Raw genomic sequence first — 22,291 nt, forward strand, 5'->3', positions numbered from 1 at the left:
AAGCCACACATTAAATAAGTGATTAGTCAGCGTCAATTTGCGAAAGGTCATAAGAAAATAAAATAACCCGCAAAATATAAAACCGTCGCATATCTCATCGTTACAAATCCTATAACCATATGAATCAACATCACTAAATCATATTCTTCGTAAACCGCCGATGACAAAACCTTAAAGACCGATTGTCACAAAAATAACGGCGTTATCGTTTTTTACCTTTCAGAAGGCTACAGATTCCGATAAGGATAAGACCTAGCCCCACCCATTTTTCAGGGATGGTACCGAGAAAATAAGAGGCAGATGAACAATTTTCTATGATTTACTATTTTTATTAAAACAATATAAACATTAGATTAAATAATGTTTATAGCGAATTTGACATAAGCACAATTATTAATCTTCAAATTAATGCATTGAATTTATTTGAGTTATAAATAAATGCGTGACATGAATCACATTAATAAGATTCAATATCCTTATAATCAATAAAATCATCTTAACTTTCCCTGGTGTTGGCCATTTGGCAACCCTTACCTCGTGTAAGGGTTTTTTGTTTTTAATCCCAGAAAAAAACAGCTTGCAACAAGTGAGCTCAAGTCCCTTTGTATGTGTTGCATCTCATTGCTATACGCTTATGCCTGTCACTGTTGGCCTATCGTTCTGGATTTTCAGTAACATCAACTTTGCCAATATGTTGAGCTTCACCTCAGTTATTCCCATAGGCTTAGCCCCTAACCAACGGCAAAATTGCGAAGATAGTATCTGGAGCCTCGCGGCTATCTGCCACTGGAAGCGGCAGCATTCCCCTTAGTTTGGATTCTCGAGAAAATATACGGCGCTAAGGCGCCAAGATGCAAAATAAGGCATGAGCAGAAAACATCATAGAAGGAGGACAGGTTTGTCGGCACGATCCTTGATCAATCGTTATTGAGACTCAGGCTGTAATAATGTTCACCTTTTTCAATTTTTCCGGTAAAGCTAAAACCGCAAGAAAGATACAGTTTCCTCGCAACCAGATTGCTCTCCTCTATCATTAAGGTGACTTTTGTCACGCCGTTATTCCTGAACAAGGAGAGCATTGCCTCAAATGAAGAGCGCCCCAACCCTTTTCCTATGAATTTATAATCCAGCATATAGCGGAAAAGCTCTACTTCGGTATATTCACCAGGTATCTGTTTGTACATAAAGAAACCGATCAAGGTCTCATTAAAATATAATGCCTTAGGTTCACACTCTGGGAAAAATTTTGATTCAGCAAGTGAAATGGCGTTACAACAAACAAACTCCTCTAACAGAGTGCCGATCCCATTACTATTCGATGTTAACTCACAGACATCAAAAAAATTCTCAGCCTCGACGTCCCGTATATCGATCATATCTGTCTCTCTATGGTTAAAACTACCGGTGTTATTCATTCTATTTTGCATATCATCCAATGCCCGACACTCGCAGGTTTTACTGCTTTTACCTCGAAGAAAAAATTCCATTAGGATGCATGACTTGGCATCTAACATATTGTAGGGATTAACTAAAATTTTTACACCTTATGATTTTCGTCACCATTACCAGACGCTCGGTCGATTTTGCGATAATATTTTGGATACTATTTACCTTGTTTAAAGTGATAGTTCAGCTTTTAAATGCGTCAAACAAACCGTGTTAATGACCAATGTCTGCCTGTATTAAGCAATGAAATGAGCTAGCATAAACTGCAAACCTTTGCGTCTGACTGATGCAGAACTAATCATACGAACAATATAGTTAGCAAAAATATAATCCCCCCTAGTCCTCCTCCGCCAAAGACGCTATATATACGGTGTAACCGTAGCCAATAGATGTCATTGACCGCCCTATCTAGCCGTAAAATGCTAAAACAGAAGAAATCTCGGTTACTTGCTATCAATAACGATAAGAGAGATAAGTTGTATTCCTTAACTGCTAATTATCATCGTTTGGAAAAAATAATAAATAAAAAAATATTTATACTGCCGAGGCATGTCTTAAGGAAAGAAATCATAGCGCTGACCTGCATTAATCAACACATCTATTAGTTACTTCACGACACACGTTCAAATTAACCAATTAGCAATAATCCTAATGTTGACTTGCCAATTAAACAGGACTTAAATCATCTGGCGAATTAATATCAAAAGAAAATAAATATCACGAAGAAAAGCCAGCGTGATTTCATAAGGCCATTAAAAACATGCTGAATAATCAATTAAAAGCATTAATACAGAAAGGTTAATTAGCAGTAATTAATTAATCCCATTGAGGAGGCTAATGATGATGAAAAAAACGTAGTGTAGAAAAAATAGATAGAAAAAAAAATTCAGTACTCAGCGCAAAACCTCCAAGCATTAGCCGTGATTATTAGCTTGGATAGTTACGCCTTTCGTAATCCTGGCCGTTGAAGCTACGTTAAATTCGAGGCCAGCATTTATTAACTCCTTCATTTCAATCAAAAGAAATAGGGATAAAATCAGGATATAGCCATGAAAAATACTATTGATAAAAACTGGACCACCAATCTGTCCCCTCTCATTGGGGTTCCTATGCTAGACTCAAAACCAGGTGTTGATATCGACAAATACTTCCATCCGCGAGCCGAATATACACAAAAACTCGATGAGCTCATACAACGAGTTTCCGATAACTTTTCAAACTATACCGATTCGCTGATACCCAACCCTACGCCCGAAGAAAAAAAAGCGATCAGGAAATTAACTAATTCTGTCAACAAACAATATCATACCCTTTTTCACTCAGCTCCTGACTGGGAAAAGGTGGATATAAATGACGAGGTCAATACATTAACCAACGCGCTAACTCAGTATTTCCCAGATAAAAAATCAGTTCTAAGATATTCTTTGGAAAAATATGACGAGCTATTTACGGTTATCGATCGACCTTTTGTTGCCGATCATATGCATGACAATGATCTATTTTCCTATTGGCGAGTCGCAGGCAGTAATCCCGTCGCATTGCGCGGCGTACAGCATATTCCTGAAAAATTCCCGCTAACCGATACTCAATACAAATCCGTCATGGGTAAAAATGATAGTTTATCATTGGCACTGAAGGAAAAACGGATCTACATGCTGGATTATCACTACCTTGAATCAGCCGTTACTGAGAATGGGTTTTCTAAGCAAGAGAATGGCCCCGGAACTCAAAACGTAACAGGATATTCCTATGCTGCTATTGCCTTATTTGCCGTCAGTAAAATAACAAAAAAATTGGTTGCCGTTGCTATCCAATGCGGACAAAATCCTGAAAATAATAATCCTATGTTCTTACCCTTGTTAGATAAAAAGCATTTCTGGGGTTGGGAGCGCGCAAAATACGTCATTCAGACTGCCGATGAATCAGAACATCAACTATCAACTCACTTAGGCCTGACACATTTATTAGCTGAAGTTTTTGCGCTCGCAACCGTGCGTAAATTACCTGAAAAACATCCAATTCATGATTTATTGATTTCACACTTTGAAGGGACTAACCGCATTAATCATAACGCGACTGTAGCGTTATTGGGCGCAGGGCAATTCGTTGACAGTTTATTTGCCGCCCCGCTAGAAAGCCTGGCGCAAAAAGTCATTGATGTACGCCTCAATTATAATTTCTATGAGCATTTTTTACCCACAGAACTAAAAATCCGTGGCGTAGATGATATAACCGCCTTACCCGATTATCCCTATCGTGATGACGGTCTGCTGATCTGGAGTGCTATTAAAGACTGGGTTTCTAAATACATTGAATATTATTACAAAACCAACAAGGCACTTGAACAAGATAAATATTTAATGGATTGGATGGATGATATTGTCGCCAACGGCAGAATCAATGGATTCCGAAAAGTCACTGATAAGAATGAAATAAAAGATGTACTTACAATGATAATATTCACCTGCTCGGCACAACATGCTGCGGTAAACTTCACTCAACCTCCGTGGATGATATACACTCCAGCCAGTACCGGTACCTTGCATCATAAAAAACCTACACAACGGCAAGATAATACAGAGGAACAATGGATAAATATGATTCCCAGCATAGCCCGCTCACTAAGAAAGGTTGAAATTTACACCCTACTCGGAGAGCTTCATCATGGCTATTTGGGAGAGTATATTGATTGGCAAGGGAAAGAAATTTTTACCAGAAAAGAGAACCCGATTATTTACCAACACCTAAAAGATTTCCGAAATGAACTATCGGAGATCACTGAGACAATTAATAGAAAGAACGATGATCGCCCTTTCCCTTATACTTACTTGATTCCTGAAAACATCCCGGCAAGCATTAATATTTAAAAAGCCTCCGGCTAACTTGCATAAATAGGCGAATATAAATGCAAGACTTTAATCATGACATTGACACTGCATAATTAAAATACGACTAGCTTTACTTCATGTACCAAGAGAGACTTAGGTCTCTCTTTAATTATTATCTGAAAGCCATCATGTTAATTAAATTTTGGTTCGACAGAGTGCGCGCAATCGCTATTTGCATCGCTGATATCATCCATGCAAGTTTGCGCATCCAGAGATTCAGCGGGGGCTTTGCCCAATTCGGAGCGATCCCCGCCGGAACATCCAGAAAGGGCACAGAGAAAAACACAAAAGATAAATTTATTCATTGGTATTTCCTTAAGCTAAAAGTGCGATAAATAACCTGATAAAAGATTTTCTGCTACCGCCGGCATATTCACCACGGTCATTGTGCATCTCGTTCCTTCTGAAATGATGGAAAGGTGCGTCTACACGTTCCGGAAATGCGCCAAAAACCATTGTGGGGATCAAACCGGTTATCTACGTGACCGTAAAAATCACCAAGACCATGGAACCAAGGGGCGACACCAATAAAACGTTCACCCACAAAACATTCCGAGCCGTAATATTCGTAAGGCGCGCATGTGCAAAGCTCATCGTCATAATAACCGTATGGGCACACAGGTTCAGGCCACACTTAGACAATAATTTCTGATAAGCATCACTAAAGTGTTAACAGCAGCCTAGGAAAAGTCAATGTGGTGTAATTAAAACGCCTAGGGTATTCAAAAAAATTAGATGCCAGTGTTGTAAAAACGCTGGCGTGTATAAAAACCTTACTGAATTCAGGTAACAAGTACACAATTATGTTCATCGCATTATTGAGAGACGGCGAAGGCATCTTGTGAGTCAAAGGGAGAACATCAGAAAGCCGGGCAACTTTATCTGATTAAGCAGGCTGAATAGGCAAAATGTAAAATCGCTGTTTTCTTTAAATAAAAAATACCAATTTGGTTAACAGGCGAAAAACTGAAACCGTTTATCTACCTATTATTAACGCCGGAACAAAATTAGGCTGCTACGATTAAGTTTGAACTGTACACAGTTCCAAACTTGGGCCTCTATAAACAACCCATCACCGAGCGTGACGACACGAACATATGCAGGTACAAATAATGAGAGCGGCTATCGCCACCGTTTTGATGGCTATTTCAACCAGTGCTATCGCATCAAATGACAAGCTTTACTCTGTGAATCCAGGGGCTTTTATATTTCATGCATATGAACCCAAAACTGACTATACGCAATACTTTGATAATCAATATATTGCTGTAGAGAGAAAATTAAATGCCCAGTCAGATTACAGTTTATCCGTTGGAACTTTAGTCAATAGCTTTTCCAACAGATGTATGTTGCTAGGCGTGCGAAAAGACTGGTGGGAAAAGGGTCATTGGACCTTCAAAGGCGGGTATGCGTATGCAGGAGAGTTTTTCTTTTCTCAATTTAGCCATTGTGGCGATGAAGGGATTTATAGAAATATCAAGGACGCCGTTGGGATTGGCTTTGCGCCCTATATTTATCACGCCCTCCAGTATGATTTTAATGACCATTTTGGCCTAGAAGGCGGCGTTATTCTCCCCGGCATTGTCGTTCTTAGTATGCAGTTCCACTTTTAGTGACACTCCGGCCTGGCTGAGATACTCATATTTCTACCACCAATAGCATTGCGCACACATTTTACCAAGCATGTTGCCAATACAGGTCAAGGGAGCGGAGATTCATTACTGGTTGATACTATCTTGAATGCCGCACGCTCAACTATCGGTGTGCGGGCCTGATATATCGAAGCAACAACTGCACCGGCTAAAACATTTTATATGAAATATGGTTTCATCCCTTTTACCTTACTCAGATAACACACTGTCCACTCACTTTATTTCTACCGCTATTCTTTGCCTGATACAGTTGTGTATCAGCCTTGAGCAAAAGGTTTGAGGGTGAATCTGCACTATTGGTTTCTTTACAACAGACCCCCAAACTTACGCTGACAAAGGGGTAAACCGTGGAACCAGAATGGGGAATTTTCTGCTCAAGAATTTGCAGTCTAATAGTTTCCGCAATATCCATTGCTCCGACTAACTCGGTGTCGGGGAGCAAACAGATGAATTCTTCGCCGCCATAGCGGGCCACCAGATCCGCAGGGCGTCTGAGAGTATCTCGGATAACCGTTGCAACCCTCCGCAAACAATCATCCCCTGCCTGATGCCCATATAAGTCATTATATTTCTTGAAAAAATCAACATCAATCATAATCATGCTAAGTGGAGTCTGGTTACGATTTGATAGTTTCCACTCCAGTTCTAACTGTTTATCAAAGTAACGTCGGTTATGTACTTCGGTTAATCCATCTAAATAGACGAGTTGGCGTAATAAGTCAGATTGAGCTTTAAGCAACAAGTGTGTTTTCACTCTAGCCCGAACGGTATTCCTGTTAATCGGTTTACTGATAAAATCTACGGCACCTTCGCTAAAGCAGCGGGTTTCGGTCTCTTCATCAATACGTGCAGTGACAAAGATAACAGGAATATCCTGCGTATCTGGCGATGCCTTAAGCCTAGTGCAGACCTCAAAACCATTCATACCGGGCATTTCAATATCCAGCAGAATCAAGTCTGGACGTTGGCTGATACAGACGTCGAGCGCCTGTTTACCGCTGGTTGCCATACACACATGATAATCCGAAGAGAATGCTTGATAGAGCATTTGGATATTTATCGGATGATCGTCAACAATAAGGATCTTAGGTTTCCCAACTCCAGGTAAATTCAAGGCCAAATCTTGAGAAAAAGAATGGATTATCGTCATATCTTCTAATTTCTCCGAGTTGGAAGATTAACCATTATGGTTTGGCATAACTGAATAGCTTTGGCAAAGTCTAATTGATTTACTGCATTGTTAAGGGTAGATAATTGTCCATTAAGTTGCTCAGCAAAAGTCATCATCAATTTATTCATCACTTCTAACGCAGCCATATCGGAGTTTTGTAACAACAACATCAAACGATTCAGTTCCGACTCAATAAGTTGTATATCAGATACCTCCGCCGAAACATGACTAACGTTATCCTGCGATAACATTTGGATTAATGTCACTATCCCAGATTGTATAGCGGATACTTTATTTCGCATCTCGCTCAGTAATTGATTAATCGTGTCTGCTGTGGGTATTGCCCCCTGGCTAAATAACTTCTCCCCCTGCCCCGCACTCAAAGAGAGTTCAGAGACCCCCAGCTGTGCGGAAAGTCCCTTGATGGTATGCAACAGACGAGATGCAGACATATGGTCGCCTGCAGTCAACAATGTCTCTAACTGAATAGGGAAACTAGCCAAATCCTCACTGAGCAGCGATAGCATTTTTTGGTATAGCGTAATATTGCCGCCTAATCGATTGAGGGCAGCATCAACGTCAATTCCTGCCGTTGCCGCCACATTTTTTAATTCATCAGATAACAAGCAAGGGGGCATATGGCTAACCGCGGCGGCAACATCCGCTTTCCCACTGTATTTTAGGACGATGTGTATTAGATTATTCAAGTCAAAGGGTTTACCAATATGATCATTCATGCCAGCTGCAAGGCAGGCATCGCGATCAGAGACCATCGCATTGGCTGTCATGGCTATGATCGGTAAGTTTTTTAACCCAATACTTTTTCGAATATACTTTGTCGCATTGAAGCCATCCATGACCGGCATTTGTAAATCCATCAAGACCAGATCAAATGAAGACGGATGATGTTCTAATATCTCTATCGCCTCTTTGCCATGATTGGCAATACTGACCTCTGCCCCTTCATCCTCAAGTAACTCACGGGCTATTTGCTGGTTATTCAGGTTATCTTCCACTATCAGCAGTCTTATGCCAGACAATCGGTGTAAAGATTCAGCTATTGCCGGTTTCACAACATCAGGTTGTTTGCGTTCACTTAATGCATCGATCACTGAATCCAACAACATAGATGCCGTGATCGGTTTAACCAGATAACCATCCAGTAATGCCTGATCTTCTTCACTGCGCTGTAATAACATTTCGCGATCATGGGCAGTTATCATGACAATCATAGGGCCGTTATCGACTGGCATCAGTTCACGCACATATTTACTGGTCTGCCAGCCATCTAACCCCGGCATTTGCCAGTCAATAAAGAGTGCCCCATAGGTAATCCCCCTATCATGCTGCTGTCTCATCAGTTGCAGTGCATCACTACCACTGGTGGCAACATCAACGCTCCATTTTAGCGATTCCCCCATCTGTTTGATCAGGTGACAGGCTGTCGGATTATCATCAACAATCAAGACCCGTAAATTATTCAATGCTTGTGCTCTACTTACCAACGTGTCTGGTGTTTCATTATTAATAACCAAATTGGTATAAGAAGGCAGCGGTAACGTTATAGTGAAATGAAACAGACTCCCCTTACCCGGTTGACTTTCTAAGGTGAGCGTCCCCCCCATCAGTGCAACAAAGCGCTGGCTTATCACCAGCCCTAAGCCCGTGCCACCAAACCGGCGCGTTGTCGAGGCTTCTGCTTGTGTAAAACCACTAAAAATACTTTCTTGATTCTCTGGTGCAATGCCAATTCCGGTATCGCGCACCCCAAAATGCAACGTCACTTGATGGCTATCCTGCTTGATAACCTTGATGAAAAGCACCACCTCACCCAGCTCGGTGAACTTCAGCGCATTGCCCCCCAGATTGGTTAATATCTGTTGAAGCCGCATGCTATCTCCCTCAACAAATTGGGGTAGTGAAGGGTCAATATCAAATAAGACCTCAACCTTTTTAACCTTCAGATAACTCGATAAGATAACCGCCAAATCACGCAGCATGACATGAATATCAAAAGGAATGCATTCCAGTTCCATTTTACCGGATTCGATTTTGGAGAAATCCAGAATATCGTTCAGCAAACGCAGTAAAGTGCGCGTGGCGGCTTCACTTTTAACAGCATAATCAGCTTGTTTTCTATCAAGACCCGTCCTACGTAGTAATGTCAGCATGCCGAGGATGGCATTCATCGGGGTCCGCAGCTCATGACTCATATTAGCCAAAAATGCAGATTTGGCCTTATTAGCTTTTTCAGCCGCTTCTCTTGCTGTTTTGAGGATATTTTCGGCCTCACGTTGTTGAGTAATATCGCGATTAATTCCCATCATCAATAAGGCTTTTCCATTTTCATCCCGCTCAACCGTTCCAGTTGATTGAATAAAATGGACTTGATTTCTCACTACAATACGGAAAATCTGGCGATAGACACTTTCATTTTCTAACGCCGCTTTTATCGCGCTTTTAACATTGGGAATATCCTCTGGATGCAAAAGACTATACCAATATGCCAACGGGATAGGAGCATGGTGTAACTCCTCGGGGACACCATAGATATCATTCATCCGATCATCGAAAGAAAGCGTATCTTCTGGAATATTCCAAGTCCAAATACCTAACTCAGCAACATCTGCCGCTCTGACTAATTGATTTCTAGCAATAATAAGATTGGCTTGTTGGTTTTTATTAGCGGTAATATCAACTTGAATGGAAATATATCGCTCAACCTGGCCAGAACTATTGTTAAACGGAGCAATTGTGGTATCGACCCAATATAAAGTACCATCTTTAGCTTTATTACAGATTTCCCCACGCCACGAGATCCCATTAGCAATATCATTCCACATCGATTGCCAGAAATCAGTCGAATGTGTATGAGAATCAACTAAGCGGTAAGTCTGCCCCATAAGTTCTTCGCGGCTGTAACCACTAATGGTACAAAATGCGTCATTAACATCGGTGATTATCCCATCTCGATCTGCGGTAGAAATAATACCGTGTAAATTAAGGGTGCTGAGTAAAGCATTATTTTCACGTAAGGCCGCTTCAAGACGTTGATAAGTCGCTTTACGTTCACTAATATCTGACTCAATAGCCATAAAACCGATAGGTTCATTCTTATCGTTATAACGCGGTTGAATCTCCAGCTCAATCCAATATTCTTGCCCTGATTTAGTACAATTGACTATTTCACCCTTAAATGGCTCTCCGGCATCTAACGCTACCTTGATCTGACTGGCTACACCTCGATCGGTATTACTGCATTGCAGTAATCTCCCCGGCGACTTGCCGAAAGCTTCGGCTTGACTGTATCCGGTAATACGTTCAAATCCCTCGTTAACCCAAACGATATTACGCTTTACATCGGTAATAACGACGGCATTAGAAGTATTTTTGGCAACTAAAGCCAAGCGTTCAAGATCTGCGGTCATATTCCGAGCCAACATCTCTGCCCGATTACGCCCACTGACTTGCTGGCGAATAAGTAAAGCCAATGCCGAACTTAGCAAAAAACCAAAAGCAAATAACAGCCATGGGACATAACGCTCTATCTGTGCTTCGAACGTAGGTGTACTACTGATTCGCAGTGTCATATCACGACCCGGCAACCGTAATACATTGGTACTATGGAATATTCTCGCAGAGATTACTTTATCGCTATGCTCTTCTGTAGGGACAAAATTAGCGGATTTGCTACCATCCGCATCAAAGACCAAATTTTTATCAGACAAGTCGTTGATACTATCAAACAGTTCAACATCCACTCGCCCACTCATAAACTCAGGAATATCACTTAATAATTCTGCAATGGCGATGGGTGAATAAAGAAGACCCACTAATGACGCTTGCCTTTCAGCTGGGGTGGTAGGATTTGAGCCATAGATATAAACAGGAACAAAAAGCAGTACCCCAGGAGTGTTAACGTTAGCCTGAACAAGATGAATTGAGCCTGAAAGCGTAGGCTTACCACTGTCTATTGCCGAGAGTACCGCTGCTCGTCGTACCGACTCAGATCCAACATCTAATCCTTCCGCACCTTGGTTTCCTTCTGATGGCTCTATATATTTAATAATATACAAATCATCATGTTGTTTATCCTGCAATTGACGTAGAGCGAAGTTTGGTGCACCGTCAGCACGGGTATCAGCCATAAAGGAATTTAACTGGTTGCGTTGCACCCGCTGAATAAAACCAAATCCCCTCACACCAGGAAACTCCACCGGCAAATTACGCGAGGCGACATAAGCATGAAATTGTTCACGGGTTAAATCACCGTCCGCCGCATAGGTTCCTTTTGCACCATTCATCCCATATATAGGGAGATTGAAACGCCGCTCAACTTCTCCAGAGACTCGATCGACATTGCGTTGAAAATCGACTTTGGCATTGGCTTCAATTTCGTTATAAAGCCACCCGGCTCCCACGCCTGAAATAACCAGTCCAATAATGAAAATAACCAGTGGCAGCAAAATATTTTGTTGTAACTTAAATGAAAGCCACGATGAGGATGATTGCTGGGTACGGGCATCGAATGGAGAAGGATTCATATAATATCTATACTCTTATCATCACTATTGGCTAATAGCATAGGATCACTCTACTACTTAAGATAGTATTGGCCGCAATCAAAACTCACTTAAGTATTCTCAGTTAATAATGAACAGCATGAGTTAGGGTTGAATGTGAATTTCTAGTTCATTGTGGCCTAATATCTCACCCCGTTCATTAATAATGTCACTCATTACGTTCACTGGTTGAATGCTACGAGGTGTAACTTGTAATTCAATCACTTTTTGACCGCTATCCGCCATTAGTTTTATTTTCTGCGTTCCCTCAGATAAAATCATGCCACTTTGCAATATTTTCCAATGTAATGATGCTTTTTGATAGTCGAACCAGCGATCGTTAATGGCCCATAAATCAATACGCCCTGTCTGTCCCTGACCCCAATTTTCTGTTTTAGGTTCTATGGAGGGTAAAACAGGTTGATAAGCTCGCTGCAAAGCAAAATAACCCGGTTTAGGATGGCGGAGATAATCCACAACGCCCCAGTTAATTGACGGCCAGTTTTCAGTAAACATAAAGTGAAATAATGCAGCGACCGGCTGATAACGTTGGCGTCGATAACTTTCTGCGGCGAGTTGGATCAAACTTGCCTGATACTGTTGGCTGTTATTGATAAACGTATTGATATTCGGCCCGCGACTCACTTTAGCTAATTCAAATGTCTCATGAGGTTGAAAATTATGGTATGCCCAGATATGCCAACCTTCATCTTGTTTATCCGTCGTTTTTGGCCACAGATCAGCGCACGGAATTATCGTTTTTAACGTTGCCAAATCAGGTAAGGCTTGTGCGCCAAACTCACTGATTATTGAGGTAGTTGCCGGTTTACGATGATCATTTTTCTGCCCTGAGTACCACCCTTGCCAGTAGTGTTCTGCGGTTGATGAGTAAGCATGAGTGATCCGGCTAGGGTCTTGACTAAGCACTCGCGCAACACTCGCAGTTAACGCTCGGTTGGTGTCTGGTCGCCAGTCTGAATAACGATATTGCATCCACGTAGCGTCCCAGGGAGGTTCATTGTGCCCAGACCACAGTACAATCGCTGGATGACTACCAAACTGCCGAGTCATATCTGCGGCCTGTCTGGCGGCCTCTCTGGCAAAAGAGGCTGAATTGTCATATCCCCATTGCAGTGGAAAATCTTGCCAGAGCAGTATCCCCATCTCATCAGCCAGACTGTACAAGGCACGCCCAGCCACATGGGCATGCACTCTTATGGCATTGATATTGGCCTGCTGCATCATTACTAAATCACGGTGATAATCGGCTGACGTCAAGCTTCCCAACCACGGGCTACCAATATAGTTCGTCCCTCTAATGAATAGGCGCTTGCCATTGATTGACCAACTTTGCTCTTGCGGATCTATCGCAATTTGTCGTAAGCCGGTGCGAACATGTGTCATATCCATCATGCCAAAACGATCGGAGAAACTGGCCTCCAGTCGATAAAGATTTTGTTTCCCATGACCAGACGGCCACCACAATACGGGGTTATCAAGCAGAAAATTGGCTGTAAGAGTTTGTGCATTATGCTGACTGGCAACCAATGAAACACTTTTCTCCAGTTGATAAGATTGGCCGATGAAATTATCGGGTATCAGACGTAGCAACATAACAGCGGAACGGTTGTGGTTAGCACGATAATCCAAACTCACTTTTAGAATCGGATGTTCAAGCCCCCGTGACCAGTCAGGCACCGCCAGTACATTATCGATAACGGCGCCACGGCTGATATGTGACGCCACCGGAGCCCAGATCCCCCCCGAATTAGCATCTTGTCCGCGATCCGACCACGCCCCTCCGGGTCGGGTGTCATGATGATTGAACACACCCTTAATTAGTCGCTTATGAAATGACCAAATTTTTCCCGGAGTTTCGTAAGGGCTATCAACACGCATAGCCAGCACATTATCTATTCGAGCTATATCGGTAATATCGACGCTAAATCGTTGAAAATAGCCCTGATGTTGACCTGCTTGTTGATTGTTAAGCCAAATATCCGTTTGATAGTCAACGCCATCGAATACCAAGGTCGCCATATCATCGGTATCTAAAACCGGTAATGTAAATTGGGTTCGATACCATAATACGCCTTGATGATCGACACCCTCACTGTACCAATTAGCGGGCACTTTCAAATATTGCCACTGGCTGTCATCAAGGGTATCACGCCAAGCTTCAGAAGCTGGCGGGTTGCCATCCCGTATTCGCCACTGACCGGACAAATCTAAAGTGGATGGCAACTGAGCAACAACAACCGGCGAGATTAGTTGCAAAAGAAAACCCAAACTTAAAATAGAAGCTCTGCACCGATAATTAATGTTCATTTCGATGCGACCTCTCGAAGGATGACTCTTTCTTGCGGCAGGCATAATTGCGGGCGTGAAAAAATATCACTCATACGCACGTCCAGATATCCTGCAGTAGGATCGGTATTAATTAAATTCCCCGCCACTTTATAGAGCAATGTTTCCAATACCATGGCATTAGTCGTCAGACTAATTGTCTTGTTATACGCGCCATTATTTTCATAACGTCCCTCATACCATCCGCGTTTTTCATCATGCTGCATCTGAGTCAACTGCATTAATGCATCGGTATACGGACTATTCCACAAAACCCATAAGCCAAAAACTGCGCGGGTTGATACCAATGCCAAATCAGGGTGGTATTGCCCGTTCTCGCTAATAGTATTCCAATGATAACCGTTAGCGAACACCGTATCGTAAACATGATATGGCGCAACCGAGGTGAAGTAATCACTACGTGCCGTCAATATATGCTCTTTTTGCCAGCGGATTTCCTGTACTCGATAGATATTATCTATCCTTTTTTTCTGCTGCTTAAATATTGGGGTACTCTTTAATTCCATCGCCGTCAGTAAATAAGGCAAACTGACAACAATAGAGGGTACATAGGTTATACGAGCATCTCTGATATCGAAATCAATGGGGATGCCGTAAATAAACGTGGTGTTATAAGGAAGATTAGCTGATATTCCTACAGGAAACCCCCACAGACCAAACGCGCCAGCGGTATATTCGCTGTAACCCAACACGCCTTCTGGCTTGGCTATAAATTGGCCATTAACAGTAGACGATTTCAACAACTCACCGTCAGCATCAATAATCTGACAAAAATTCCATCGCAATAGCACCTTATCCAGATACTCGGCATATTCAGGATAAAAACGCGCAACAACTTTCAAGCCAACCATTAAGCGGCCGATATCTTGTGCCGACCACCCCAACGCTGTTGTCTGGTGAGTATAATCAGTCATCTGCCCGTTGACGGTGTTATAAAGCAAATTTGGCGCTTTCCCCTCAACCAAAGGTAACTGACTGATCGTTGCTAATAATAGTGAGAGGCGCTGATCAAACTCCTGCCGATTAATAAGTCCTAATTGGGCTGCTGCGGTTAATGCAACAAGGGTGTCACCGATTTGCCAGAAATTAACAACCGGGTAATTATCCAATGAATTAACCAACCCAGTGCCCATTTGCGTATTATTAACAAAGTAACGCCAAGCGACTTTCGCCCATAATTGCTCATTATCAGATATCACACCACTACGGGCTGAATAGGCAACGGAACTAGGAGTAATACTGCTTGCCACAAACATACCGCCCGTAAACGCAGCACCTAGTAGCCCAGCCCCCATAACCCAGGCAATAGCGGCAGACGTCACTGTTTTGCGCATGATGTTGCTGCCGGTAATTTAAATAAATTATTATTACTGCTGCTTTCATCTGGACACTGAGCACACTGGCAGCTCTTACAATTTGGTGCTTTACGTATCGCGATGCCCGTTTGATCACAAAATGCTTTCAGGCTAGGCGTTGCATCAATATATGGCCTATTTCGTTTGCTGTTATTCGTATCAAATTCGTTAATTAATTTCCGCTCCCACAACGACGGTATATAGTCGCTGTGGCTAGGATCACCACTGGTGAACCGAAGTATTTTCCCTGCTTTTTTGAAAAATAAAGCTTCTAACATGATGCCATTATTATTTGCCGTAAATTCATTTATCGGCCCATGTCCATTCTCATAAAGCCCTTCATTGAAGCCAAATCCTTTCACATTGGCATTCTCTATCGCATCAAATAATCTGTCGGTATAGGGCGAATGCCATAATACCCACATACCTAATGCAGCTTTTAATGATACTGCCGCATTTTCGGGGACAAAAACACCTTGGTCGGTGATTGTATTCCAGTTATAACCATCGGCAAAAACCGTGTCGTAAACAAAGAAAGGGGCTTTATCCAACTGATGTTCTGAACGTGCAGTCAGTATCCCCGTTTCACGATAACGATTTTCCTGCGCCTGATAGACGCGATTAGCGAAGTTCTTCATCCACGGATGGCTGTAGCTTCCCGCTTTATTGGCCCGATCATCACTACGATCCCATCCCATTTCAAAACCATGCAAAATATACGACTCAGTCACTACATAGTTATGTTGATTATTAGTTCGCGGGTCCCGTGAATCATAAGGCACTAATACACAGTAAATTTTAGCCAAATCATAAGGTTCAGGTCGTGATGCCTGACAGGTTGAAAAACCCCAAAGTTGGAAGCCACTGGCGGCGTACTCCTCATAGCCCAATCGCCCTTCCTGTACATACTGAGGCATGTTATTTTTATCTAATATCGCGCCATATAATGTACCGCAATCATCGACAACATGTGAAAAATCCCAGCCCAAGACCACGTTATCAATACTATTGGCGTATTCAGGATAACGTTCTTTAATAATTTTTAACCAAATTAACATACGCCCAGTATCAATAGCAGAGAATCCTATCTCACCCGGTTTATTAAGGTAGTCAACTTTTTCAGCCGTTATAGTGTTGTAGGCTTTATTGGGTAATTGCCCTTGAAATAACGATAAGTTATTCAGTGTCTTCAAAAATGGTAACATACGATGATCGAATTCTTCTTTATTAATAATCCCTAACTCGCGTGCTGAAACCAGTGCTGCCAAATAAGATGCACTGTCCCACATGGTGGTTGAAGGATAATTATTAACTGCATTAACAAGCCCTGTTGTAGGCTGTAAATTATGGACAAAATATTGCCAGGCATTAACTGCAACTGCCATCTCTCTGGGCGTTAACTCACCGTGCCGCACAGGGTAGTTTTCAGCAGCTAATTTATCATCGGGTAATTCGGCAAAAGTATTAAAAGACGGTATGGTCGAAAGTATCAAAATTAAGCAGCCAGCCTTAACAATGAGACTTAACCTTATCAAAAATGACTGATTGCCCATTATAAAACCTTCCTACTTTAGTTGTTTATCTGTTGCACCAACGGATTGCATCGCCTGAGTACAGGCAGCACAAAGCAGTCTTCCACCATGGATAAAAGCCAAACTTTCTAACACCACACCATTAGTATTGGCATTTAGTGAAGTATTTATTTTATTGTTAGCTTCATAGATTCCGCTATACCAACCTTTGTTCGAATCCATCAAGCTATTTAATTTATTTCGTGTGTGTTCACTATAAGCTGTGCGCCATAGGGCATACCAACTAAATGCCGACTTGGTTGATAACTGTCGCAACTGATCAACGCGTTCGCCTTTATCCGTAATTACAGCCCAATCTTCATCAGCATAATGCAGTGTGCTATAAATAAAGTAAGGAGCTTGATCCACATGGTCCTCACTGACGGAGGTATATATACCTGTGCGCTGAAAACGATTCTCCTGAGCCTTAAAAACCCGCCATGCTAATTCTGATGAATAAAGATCAAAACCCAGCTCTAAGCCAGTCAAAATATAGGGTTCACTGACAATGAATGTATTCGCCCCGTCTTTTTGCGAGATACGGTCATCATCAGGCACCAGTATTCCTTCAACTTTAATAAATTGTAGATGTGCAGTGTAATCAAGGGCTAAACTAGCATTAATACCTACCAATTGCAGGGTTCGTGCGGCATATTGTTCATACCCCATACGCCCTTCCTGATGCAATGAAATGGCCTGAGTTTTTTGATCAACTACCGAGCCTTGTAATTGGTCATCGGCCACTAGCGCCTCTAATTGCCAACGTGAAATAACCTTATTGACCTCGGCAGCATGCTGGGGATAATTCCAGACTACTATATTTAATGGCACCATCATTCGACTAATATCAATAGCCGACCAACCTATACCTTTCGTACTGGGCTGATTAATATAATTAACCATTGACAAAGTCTGTGTATTATACGCTTTATTGGGTAATTTACCTTCAAATAGTGGCAATTTAGCCAATGCACCTAATGCATTGCTGATTCGAGTATCAAATTCATCTTGTTGGATAATACCAATTCGTTGCGCTGATATCAGCGCCATTAAATAACTACTGGTATCCCACATTGTAGACGATGGGAATTTATCCACAGAATTAACTAAACCACTCGGCTGAGTATTATTAATAAAATATTGCCATGCAGCCTTAGCCCAAACTATTTCTTCGGAACTCAACGGTCGAGGAGTCGGTGCTAACGGCCGGCCAATACTGGAGGTGATATGGACACGGGAGTCTTCTATATCTTGAGAGTTCTTCTCGACATACAACACAACAGAGAAAGCGATTAAAATACCGATCACCATCGCCAGATAACTTCGCGCCTTAAGGAGGTTATATTTGAATGACATCAGGACCCCTCCTGCACAGTGGATTCAGCATACTCAGGTTGCCAAAGCGCAGCTAAAACCATCGGCATCATAGCTGCAATATTTGCCGCCCCCCAAAAGATGTTGATCACAAACCCAGAGGGATCTTTTATGTTCCCTCCGGCTATCTGAATCGCTCCCCAAATCAACCCCAATAACGTCAGCCCAATAATGGCGAGTTGAGGTTTAACTAAAGATAAAAAATTGCCCTGTTGGCGTTCTTTTGGCGTCACATGAAACTTGATTTTTTCTCCACGGAGCACTGTATCCAATGCTCGTAAGTTCATAGAAAATAAAGCCAGAAAAGACGATTTCCCATCCCATGCGGATATACCCCATGTTCCAAACATAAATGCTAATTCAGAGACAATCATGAAGGGCAGAAAATGCAAATAAAAAGGAGATGAGTAAGTCGAAACAGGGGGGATACCCGTGAAAAGATAAATCAATGGGGCAATCAAAAATACCGTATTCCAGATACAGGCAAAATAGGACCAAAAAGTGGTTCCATACATTAATTTTTGTATTGCACTGAGCTTGATCCTCTTGCCGGTGAAAAGTCTGTCATGCAACGCAATGTCCATTGAACCAGCTGCATATTTAAATCTCTGGATCATCCAGGTCAATAAATCCTGCGGTGAAAGCATTTTTGATTCTATTTCAGGGTGCATGACAGAACGCCATTTACGGCCAGGATCACCATGCAAAACGATAGAGGTATAAATATCTTCTGAAACATGAAACTTATATGGCATCAGCTCGGTATCATGTACCACATGAGGTAACATAGCCTTAGCCAAGTCTACCTTGGTTTCTTTATCAGTGACGTCACCTGTATATTGTTCAATCTCATCTTCTATATTATCTACATAGCGACGTAGCGCAGCTTGCATAATAGCCTCGCGACGATGAATTGATGCAGCACCACAACAAAAAGCCGCATTAGCCCAATTACGTCTGCGTAAAATGACATCGTAAAACATTTGCGGATCATTAAAAAAGGGATCGTGTCCCACCGTCAGCGGACCAACCAACGTCTCAATCCCTTTGCCAACAAAATAGCCTGCTGACCCTAGCTTTTGCTTTGCCCATTCAGGTAATCGCTTGCCTTGCGGTAAATCATAAAACCACTGAGGAGTCTGGACCCACGCAACATCAATATCGCGAAAATACCCCAAAGTATGCGTCAATATTGTGGGGAAAACTCGGGTATCGGCATCACAGATAATAATAAAGTCACCGTCCGTCATATCCAGCCCGTGACGAAGATTGCCTGCTTTGTATCCAACATTATTTTCCCGACTTAAGTAATTAACTCCCTCTTGTATTGCGACAGCCTCCATTTCGCTTCGTTTACCATCATCTAATACATGAATACGATAATCTAAGGGGAAGGGATAATTTACGGCGAGTGCATCCCGAATTGATAAGCGTACCAATTCGACATCTTCATTATAAGTGGCAATAAACAAATCAACTTTTATCTGACGCCTTTCTTGCATCTCTGCAGGGGCTATACAGTCATCGATGGTTTCAGGTGCGGGAAGAACAGGAATATCTCTTACTTTCCAGAGATTTATAGTAAATAAAACAGAACCAATATAAGCCAGTGTTTCAGCCATAACTAAGGGGATTGAATACCAAAGTGCATCGTAATTAAGTGAATACATCCAGCGCCATCGGATATAGTTTGCCCCCAAGATAAGCGCAGCAACCGCCAGACTTTGCCATAAAAACTCAGTAGCCCAATGAGTTTTCAGTGGTAATGGTGGTTTCCTGTTTTCAAACGAAGAGAAATAAAATGCCATTATCACTACCTCAGCCAATCTAGGAAGATAAGTGCGATAAATCAACCCACTTAAGGGGGCGTTAAAAGAACATCATTTTATTAATAAACAGAATACTCACGTCTTCTCTTCTATTTTTTTTATCAACGACAGATAATTAATTCCTCCTTTTATTTGATAACTGATGTCATCAACAGCATTAAACATCATCATCAACCCCATCCCATTTTCTGGCCAGGAATCCGGCGCTAACAACTCAGGCATATGAGATAATCCGCTTTTATTTTGCAAAAATTTTGCAGGAATAGGTTTCCCTTTATCTTGTAAAGTCACGGCGAGTTGATTATTACTATAATGCATCACAATAGTAATATTTTGAGTGGCATCATAATTAACACCATGCTTTACAATATTGATAAATGCTTCATTCAATGCAAGTTCCATAGCATAACCGCTGGACGAGTCAATCTGTAATGGTTGAATAAATTGTAGTAACTTTTCATGTAAAGCGTGCAGGCTAGATAATGAAGCAGGCAAACATATTCTCATTAACCAGCCCTGTGAGTCATAGTGGCGATAACTCATATCAACGTATCTTTATGTAGCAACTCTTCAAACAGAGACTTCTCCGCCATAATAATATCTTTACGCCGTTTATCATCAATGAGCCAGTTTAAACCCGCCTCAGATAAATCAATTGCCGTACCGTCTGGTGAGATAACTTTCCCTGCAAAAATCATCTGTTGATGCAAATGTGCAATCCCCCCAACCCGAGTATAATCAGCAATAAAACTTTGATCGATAACAGCGCCTTGTTCTAATAAACACCCCGCGCCAATAATCGTAGGACCTTTAATTGTCACGCCAGACTGTATTTCTGTACTACTACCGATATACACTGGCCCTTCAATATCTAAGGTCGAAAAGTCGGCTTTAATATTTAGCCCACACCATATTTGAGGTGCGATCTTAATTCCCGGCATAGGATAATTGGGTAAATCCTGATTAAGGATCATGCGATTCACATGCCAAAAATCTTGTAAAGATCCAATATCAACCCATTGGAATGACAAGGCAATACCGTAGAAAGGAACACCTAGTTCAGCAAGTTTAGGAAATAGCTGACTGCCAATGTCATATTCAACCCCATCAGGAATATAATCGAATATTTCCGGCTCAAAAATATAGATCCCAGTATTGGCATTATTGGATAATGCCTCTTCATTTTTGGGCTTTTCCTGAAACTGACTCACTCTACCCTGTTCATCAGTAACAACAATACCGTATTTGTTTACTTGATCCGCTGAGACTGGACGCATAACTAAGGTTGCCATACTTTTTCTAGCTCGATGGAAAGCCAGTACCTCATCGAAATCCACATCAATTAATGCATCACCACATACGACTACAAAAGTTTCATCAAAAAAACCTGAGAAATTTTGGATGTGCTTCATTCCACCGGCAGACCCCAAAACATTATCAACAAAAGTATCACACTCCATAATACCTTCGTAAGAGTAACCTATTTCCACTCCCCAGGCATGGCCATCACGGAAATAATTCTCAATGTCCGAAGACAGATAGCTAGTATTCACCATTAACTGATTAAAACCATATTTTCTTAAATGTTCAATAATCGATTCCATAATAGGCTTTCGAATTAATGGGATCATTGGTTTTGGTAATATGGTGGTCAGTGGCCTGGCTCTGGTTCCTTTCCCGGCAGCAAGAATCATGGCTTTCATAGATAGTTACTCCTTATAAATCAACGCGATATGGAATGCATTTGCTGTAATGTATCAGGTTGATTGGTGCCGATAGTAAATATCCTATCCATCCGGGTTAACTTGAACATTCCGTGGATATTTTTATTCAATGAGCAAATAGCCAGTTCACCTTTTCCATTTAAGGTTTTCAACAACGAAACCAGTGCGCCTAAACAACTGCTGTCAATGAAATCTACCCGATTAAAATCCAATAAAATATTATTGGTTCCCTGGGCAATCATTGCTTGTATATCTTCTTTAAATTTCAGCGAAACTGACGCATCGAGTCGTCTGATTAAAGGGGTTATCACCAATACATTATCAATTGTTTTAGTTTCAAAATTCATTATTT

The 22,291-nt window shown here is 41.7% G+C and carries 14 protein-coding genes; 2 read left to right on the forward strand and 12 right to left on the reverse strand.

Going from position 1 to position 22,291, the window contains the following annotated elements:
* Positions 1-917: 917 nt before the first annotated feature.
* Entirely contained in the window at positions 918-1,415 is a 498-nt protein-coding gene (locus AD970_RS00350) for a GNAT family N-acetyltransferase (RefSeq protein WP_209429055.1), read from the reverse strand.
* Positions 1,416-2,495: 1,080 nt separating this feature from the next.
* Here AD970_RS00350 and AD970_RS00355 point away from each other — a divergent pair.
* Positions 2,496-4,313 (forward strand): lipoxygenase family protein, encoded by a 1,818-nt coding sequence (locus AD970_RS00355; protein ID WP_049596367.1) that lies wholly within the window; start codon positions 2,496-2,498, stop codon positions 4,311-4,313.
* Positions 4,314-4,465: 152 nt separating this feature from the next.
* Here the strand turns inward: AD970_RS00355 and AD970_RS19455 are convergent, their stop codons facing one another.
* Positions 4,466-4,639: a hypothetical protein gene (locus tag AD970_RS19455; RefSeq protein ID WP_157045406.1), complete on the reverse strand. Its 174-nt coding sequence runs from the start codon at positions 4,637-4,639 to the stop codon at positions 4,466-4,468.
* Between the two features lie 807 nt (positions 4,640-5,446).
* Between AD970_RS19455 and AD970_RS00360 the strand changes: the two genes are divergently transcribed.
* The gene (locus AD970_RS00360) at positions 5,447-5,947 is read left to right on the forward strand and encodes a hypothetical protein (protein WP_049596368.1); all 501 of its coding nucleotides are present in this window, start codon (positions 5,447-5,449) and stop codon (positions 5,945-5,947) included.
* A 232-nt stretch (positions 5,948-6,179) separates the two neighbouring features.
* On the opposite strand, the gene AD970_RS00365 is transcribed toward AD970_RS00360, so the two are convergent.
* The 10 genes from AD970_RS00365 to AD970_RS00410 form a co-directional block, all read right to left on the reverse strand.
* A complete protein-coding gene (locus AD970_RS00365) occupies positions 6,180-7,136 on the reverse strand; it encodes a diguanylate cyclase (RefSeq protein ID WP_049596369.1) in 957 nt (318 codons plus the stop codon).
* Positions 7,137-7,141: 5 nt separating this feature from the next.
* Positions 7,142-11,701, reverse strand: a complete 4,560-nt coding sequence (locus AD970_RS00370; RefSeq protein ID WP_084728090.1) for a PAS domain-containing hybrid sensor histidine kinase/response regulator — start codon at positions 11,699-11,701, stop codon at positions 7,142-7,144.
* A gap of 123 nt (positions 11,702-11,824) precedes the next feature.
* Entirely contained in the window at positions 11,825-14,047 is a 2,223-nt protein-coding gene (locus AD970_RS00375) for a glycoside hydrolase family 2 protein (protein ID WP_049596370.1), read from the reverse strand.
* On the reverse strand, positions 14,044-15,420 hold the full coding sequence (locus AD970_RS00380) for a DUF3131 domain-containing protein (protein ID WP_235786883.1): 1,377 nt from the start codon (positions 15,418-15,420) through the stop codon (positions 14,044-14,046). Before AD970_RS00380 ends, AD970_RS00375 begins: the two co-directional genes overlap by 4 nt.
* The gene (locus AD970_RS00385; RefSeq protein WP_053215252.1) at positions 15,405-16,994 is read right to left on the reverse strand and encodes a DUF3131 domain-containing protein; all 1,590 of its coding nucleotides are present in this window, start codon (positions 16,992-16,994) and stop codon (positions 15,405-15,407) included. Before AD970_RS00385 ends, AD970_RS00380 begins: the two co-directional genes overlap by 16 nt.
* Before the next feature lie 12 nt (positions 16,995-17,006).
* Complete coding sequence (locus AD970_RS00390) at positions 17,007-18,368, reverse strand: DUF3131 domain-containing protein (RefSeq protein ID WP_049596371.1); 1,362 nt, start codon at positions 18,366-18,368, stop codon at positions 17,007-17,009.
* The gene (locus AD970_RS00395) at positions 18,368-20,194 is read right to left on the reverse strand and encodes a glycosyltransferase family 2 protein (protein WP_049596372.1); all 1,827 of its coding nucleotides are present in this window, start codon (positions 20,192-20,194) and stop codon (positions 18,368-18,370) included. The genes AD970_RS00390 and AD970_RS00395 overlap by 1 nt, the downstream gene beginning before the upstream one ends.
* A 96-nt stretch (positions 20,195-20,290) precedes the next feature.
* The gene (locus AD970_RS00400; protein ID WP_235786884.1) at positions 20,291-20,758 is read right to left on the reverse strand and encodes an ATP-binding protein; all 468 of its coding nucleotides are present in this window, start codon (positions 20,756-20,758) and stop codon (positions 20,291-20,293) included.
* Positions 20,755-21,918 carry a sugar phosphate nucleotidyltransferase gene (locus AD970_RS00405; RefSeq protein WP_049596373.1) on the reverse strand — a complete coding sequence of 388 codons (1,164 nt, stop codon included), beginning with the start codon at positions 21,916-21,918 and terminating at the stop codon, positions 20,755-20,757. The genes AD970_RS00400 and AD970_RS00405 overlap by 4 nt, the downstream gene beginning before the upstream one ends.
* A 20-nt stretch (positions 21,919-21,938) precedes the next feature.
* Positions 21,939-22,286 (reverse strand): STAS domain-containing protein, encoded by a 348-nt coding sequence (locus tag AD970_RS00410; protein WP_049596374.1) that lies wholly within the window; start codon positions 22,284-22,286, stop codon positions 21,939-21,941.
* Positions 22,287-22,291 lie beyond the last annotated feature (5 nt).

The sequence above is a fragment of the Yersinia nurmii genome (genome assembly GCF_001112925.1).
GTDB lineage: Bacteria > Pseudomonadota > Gammaproteobacteria > Enterobacterales > Enterobacteriaceae > Yersinia > Yersinia nurmii.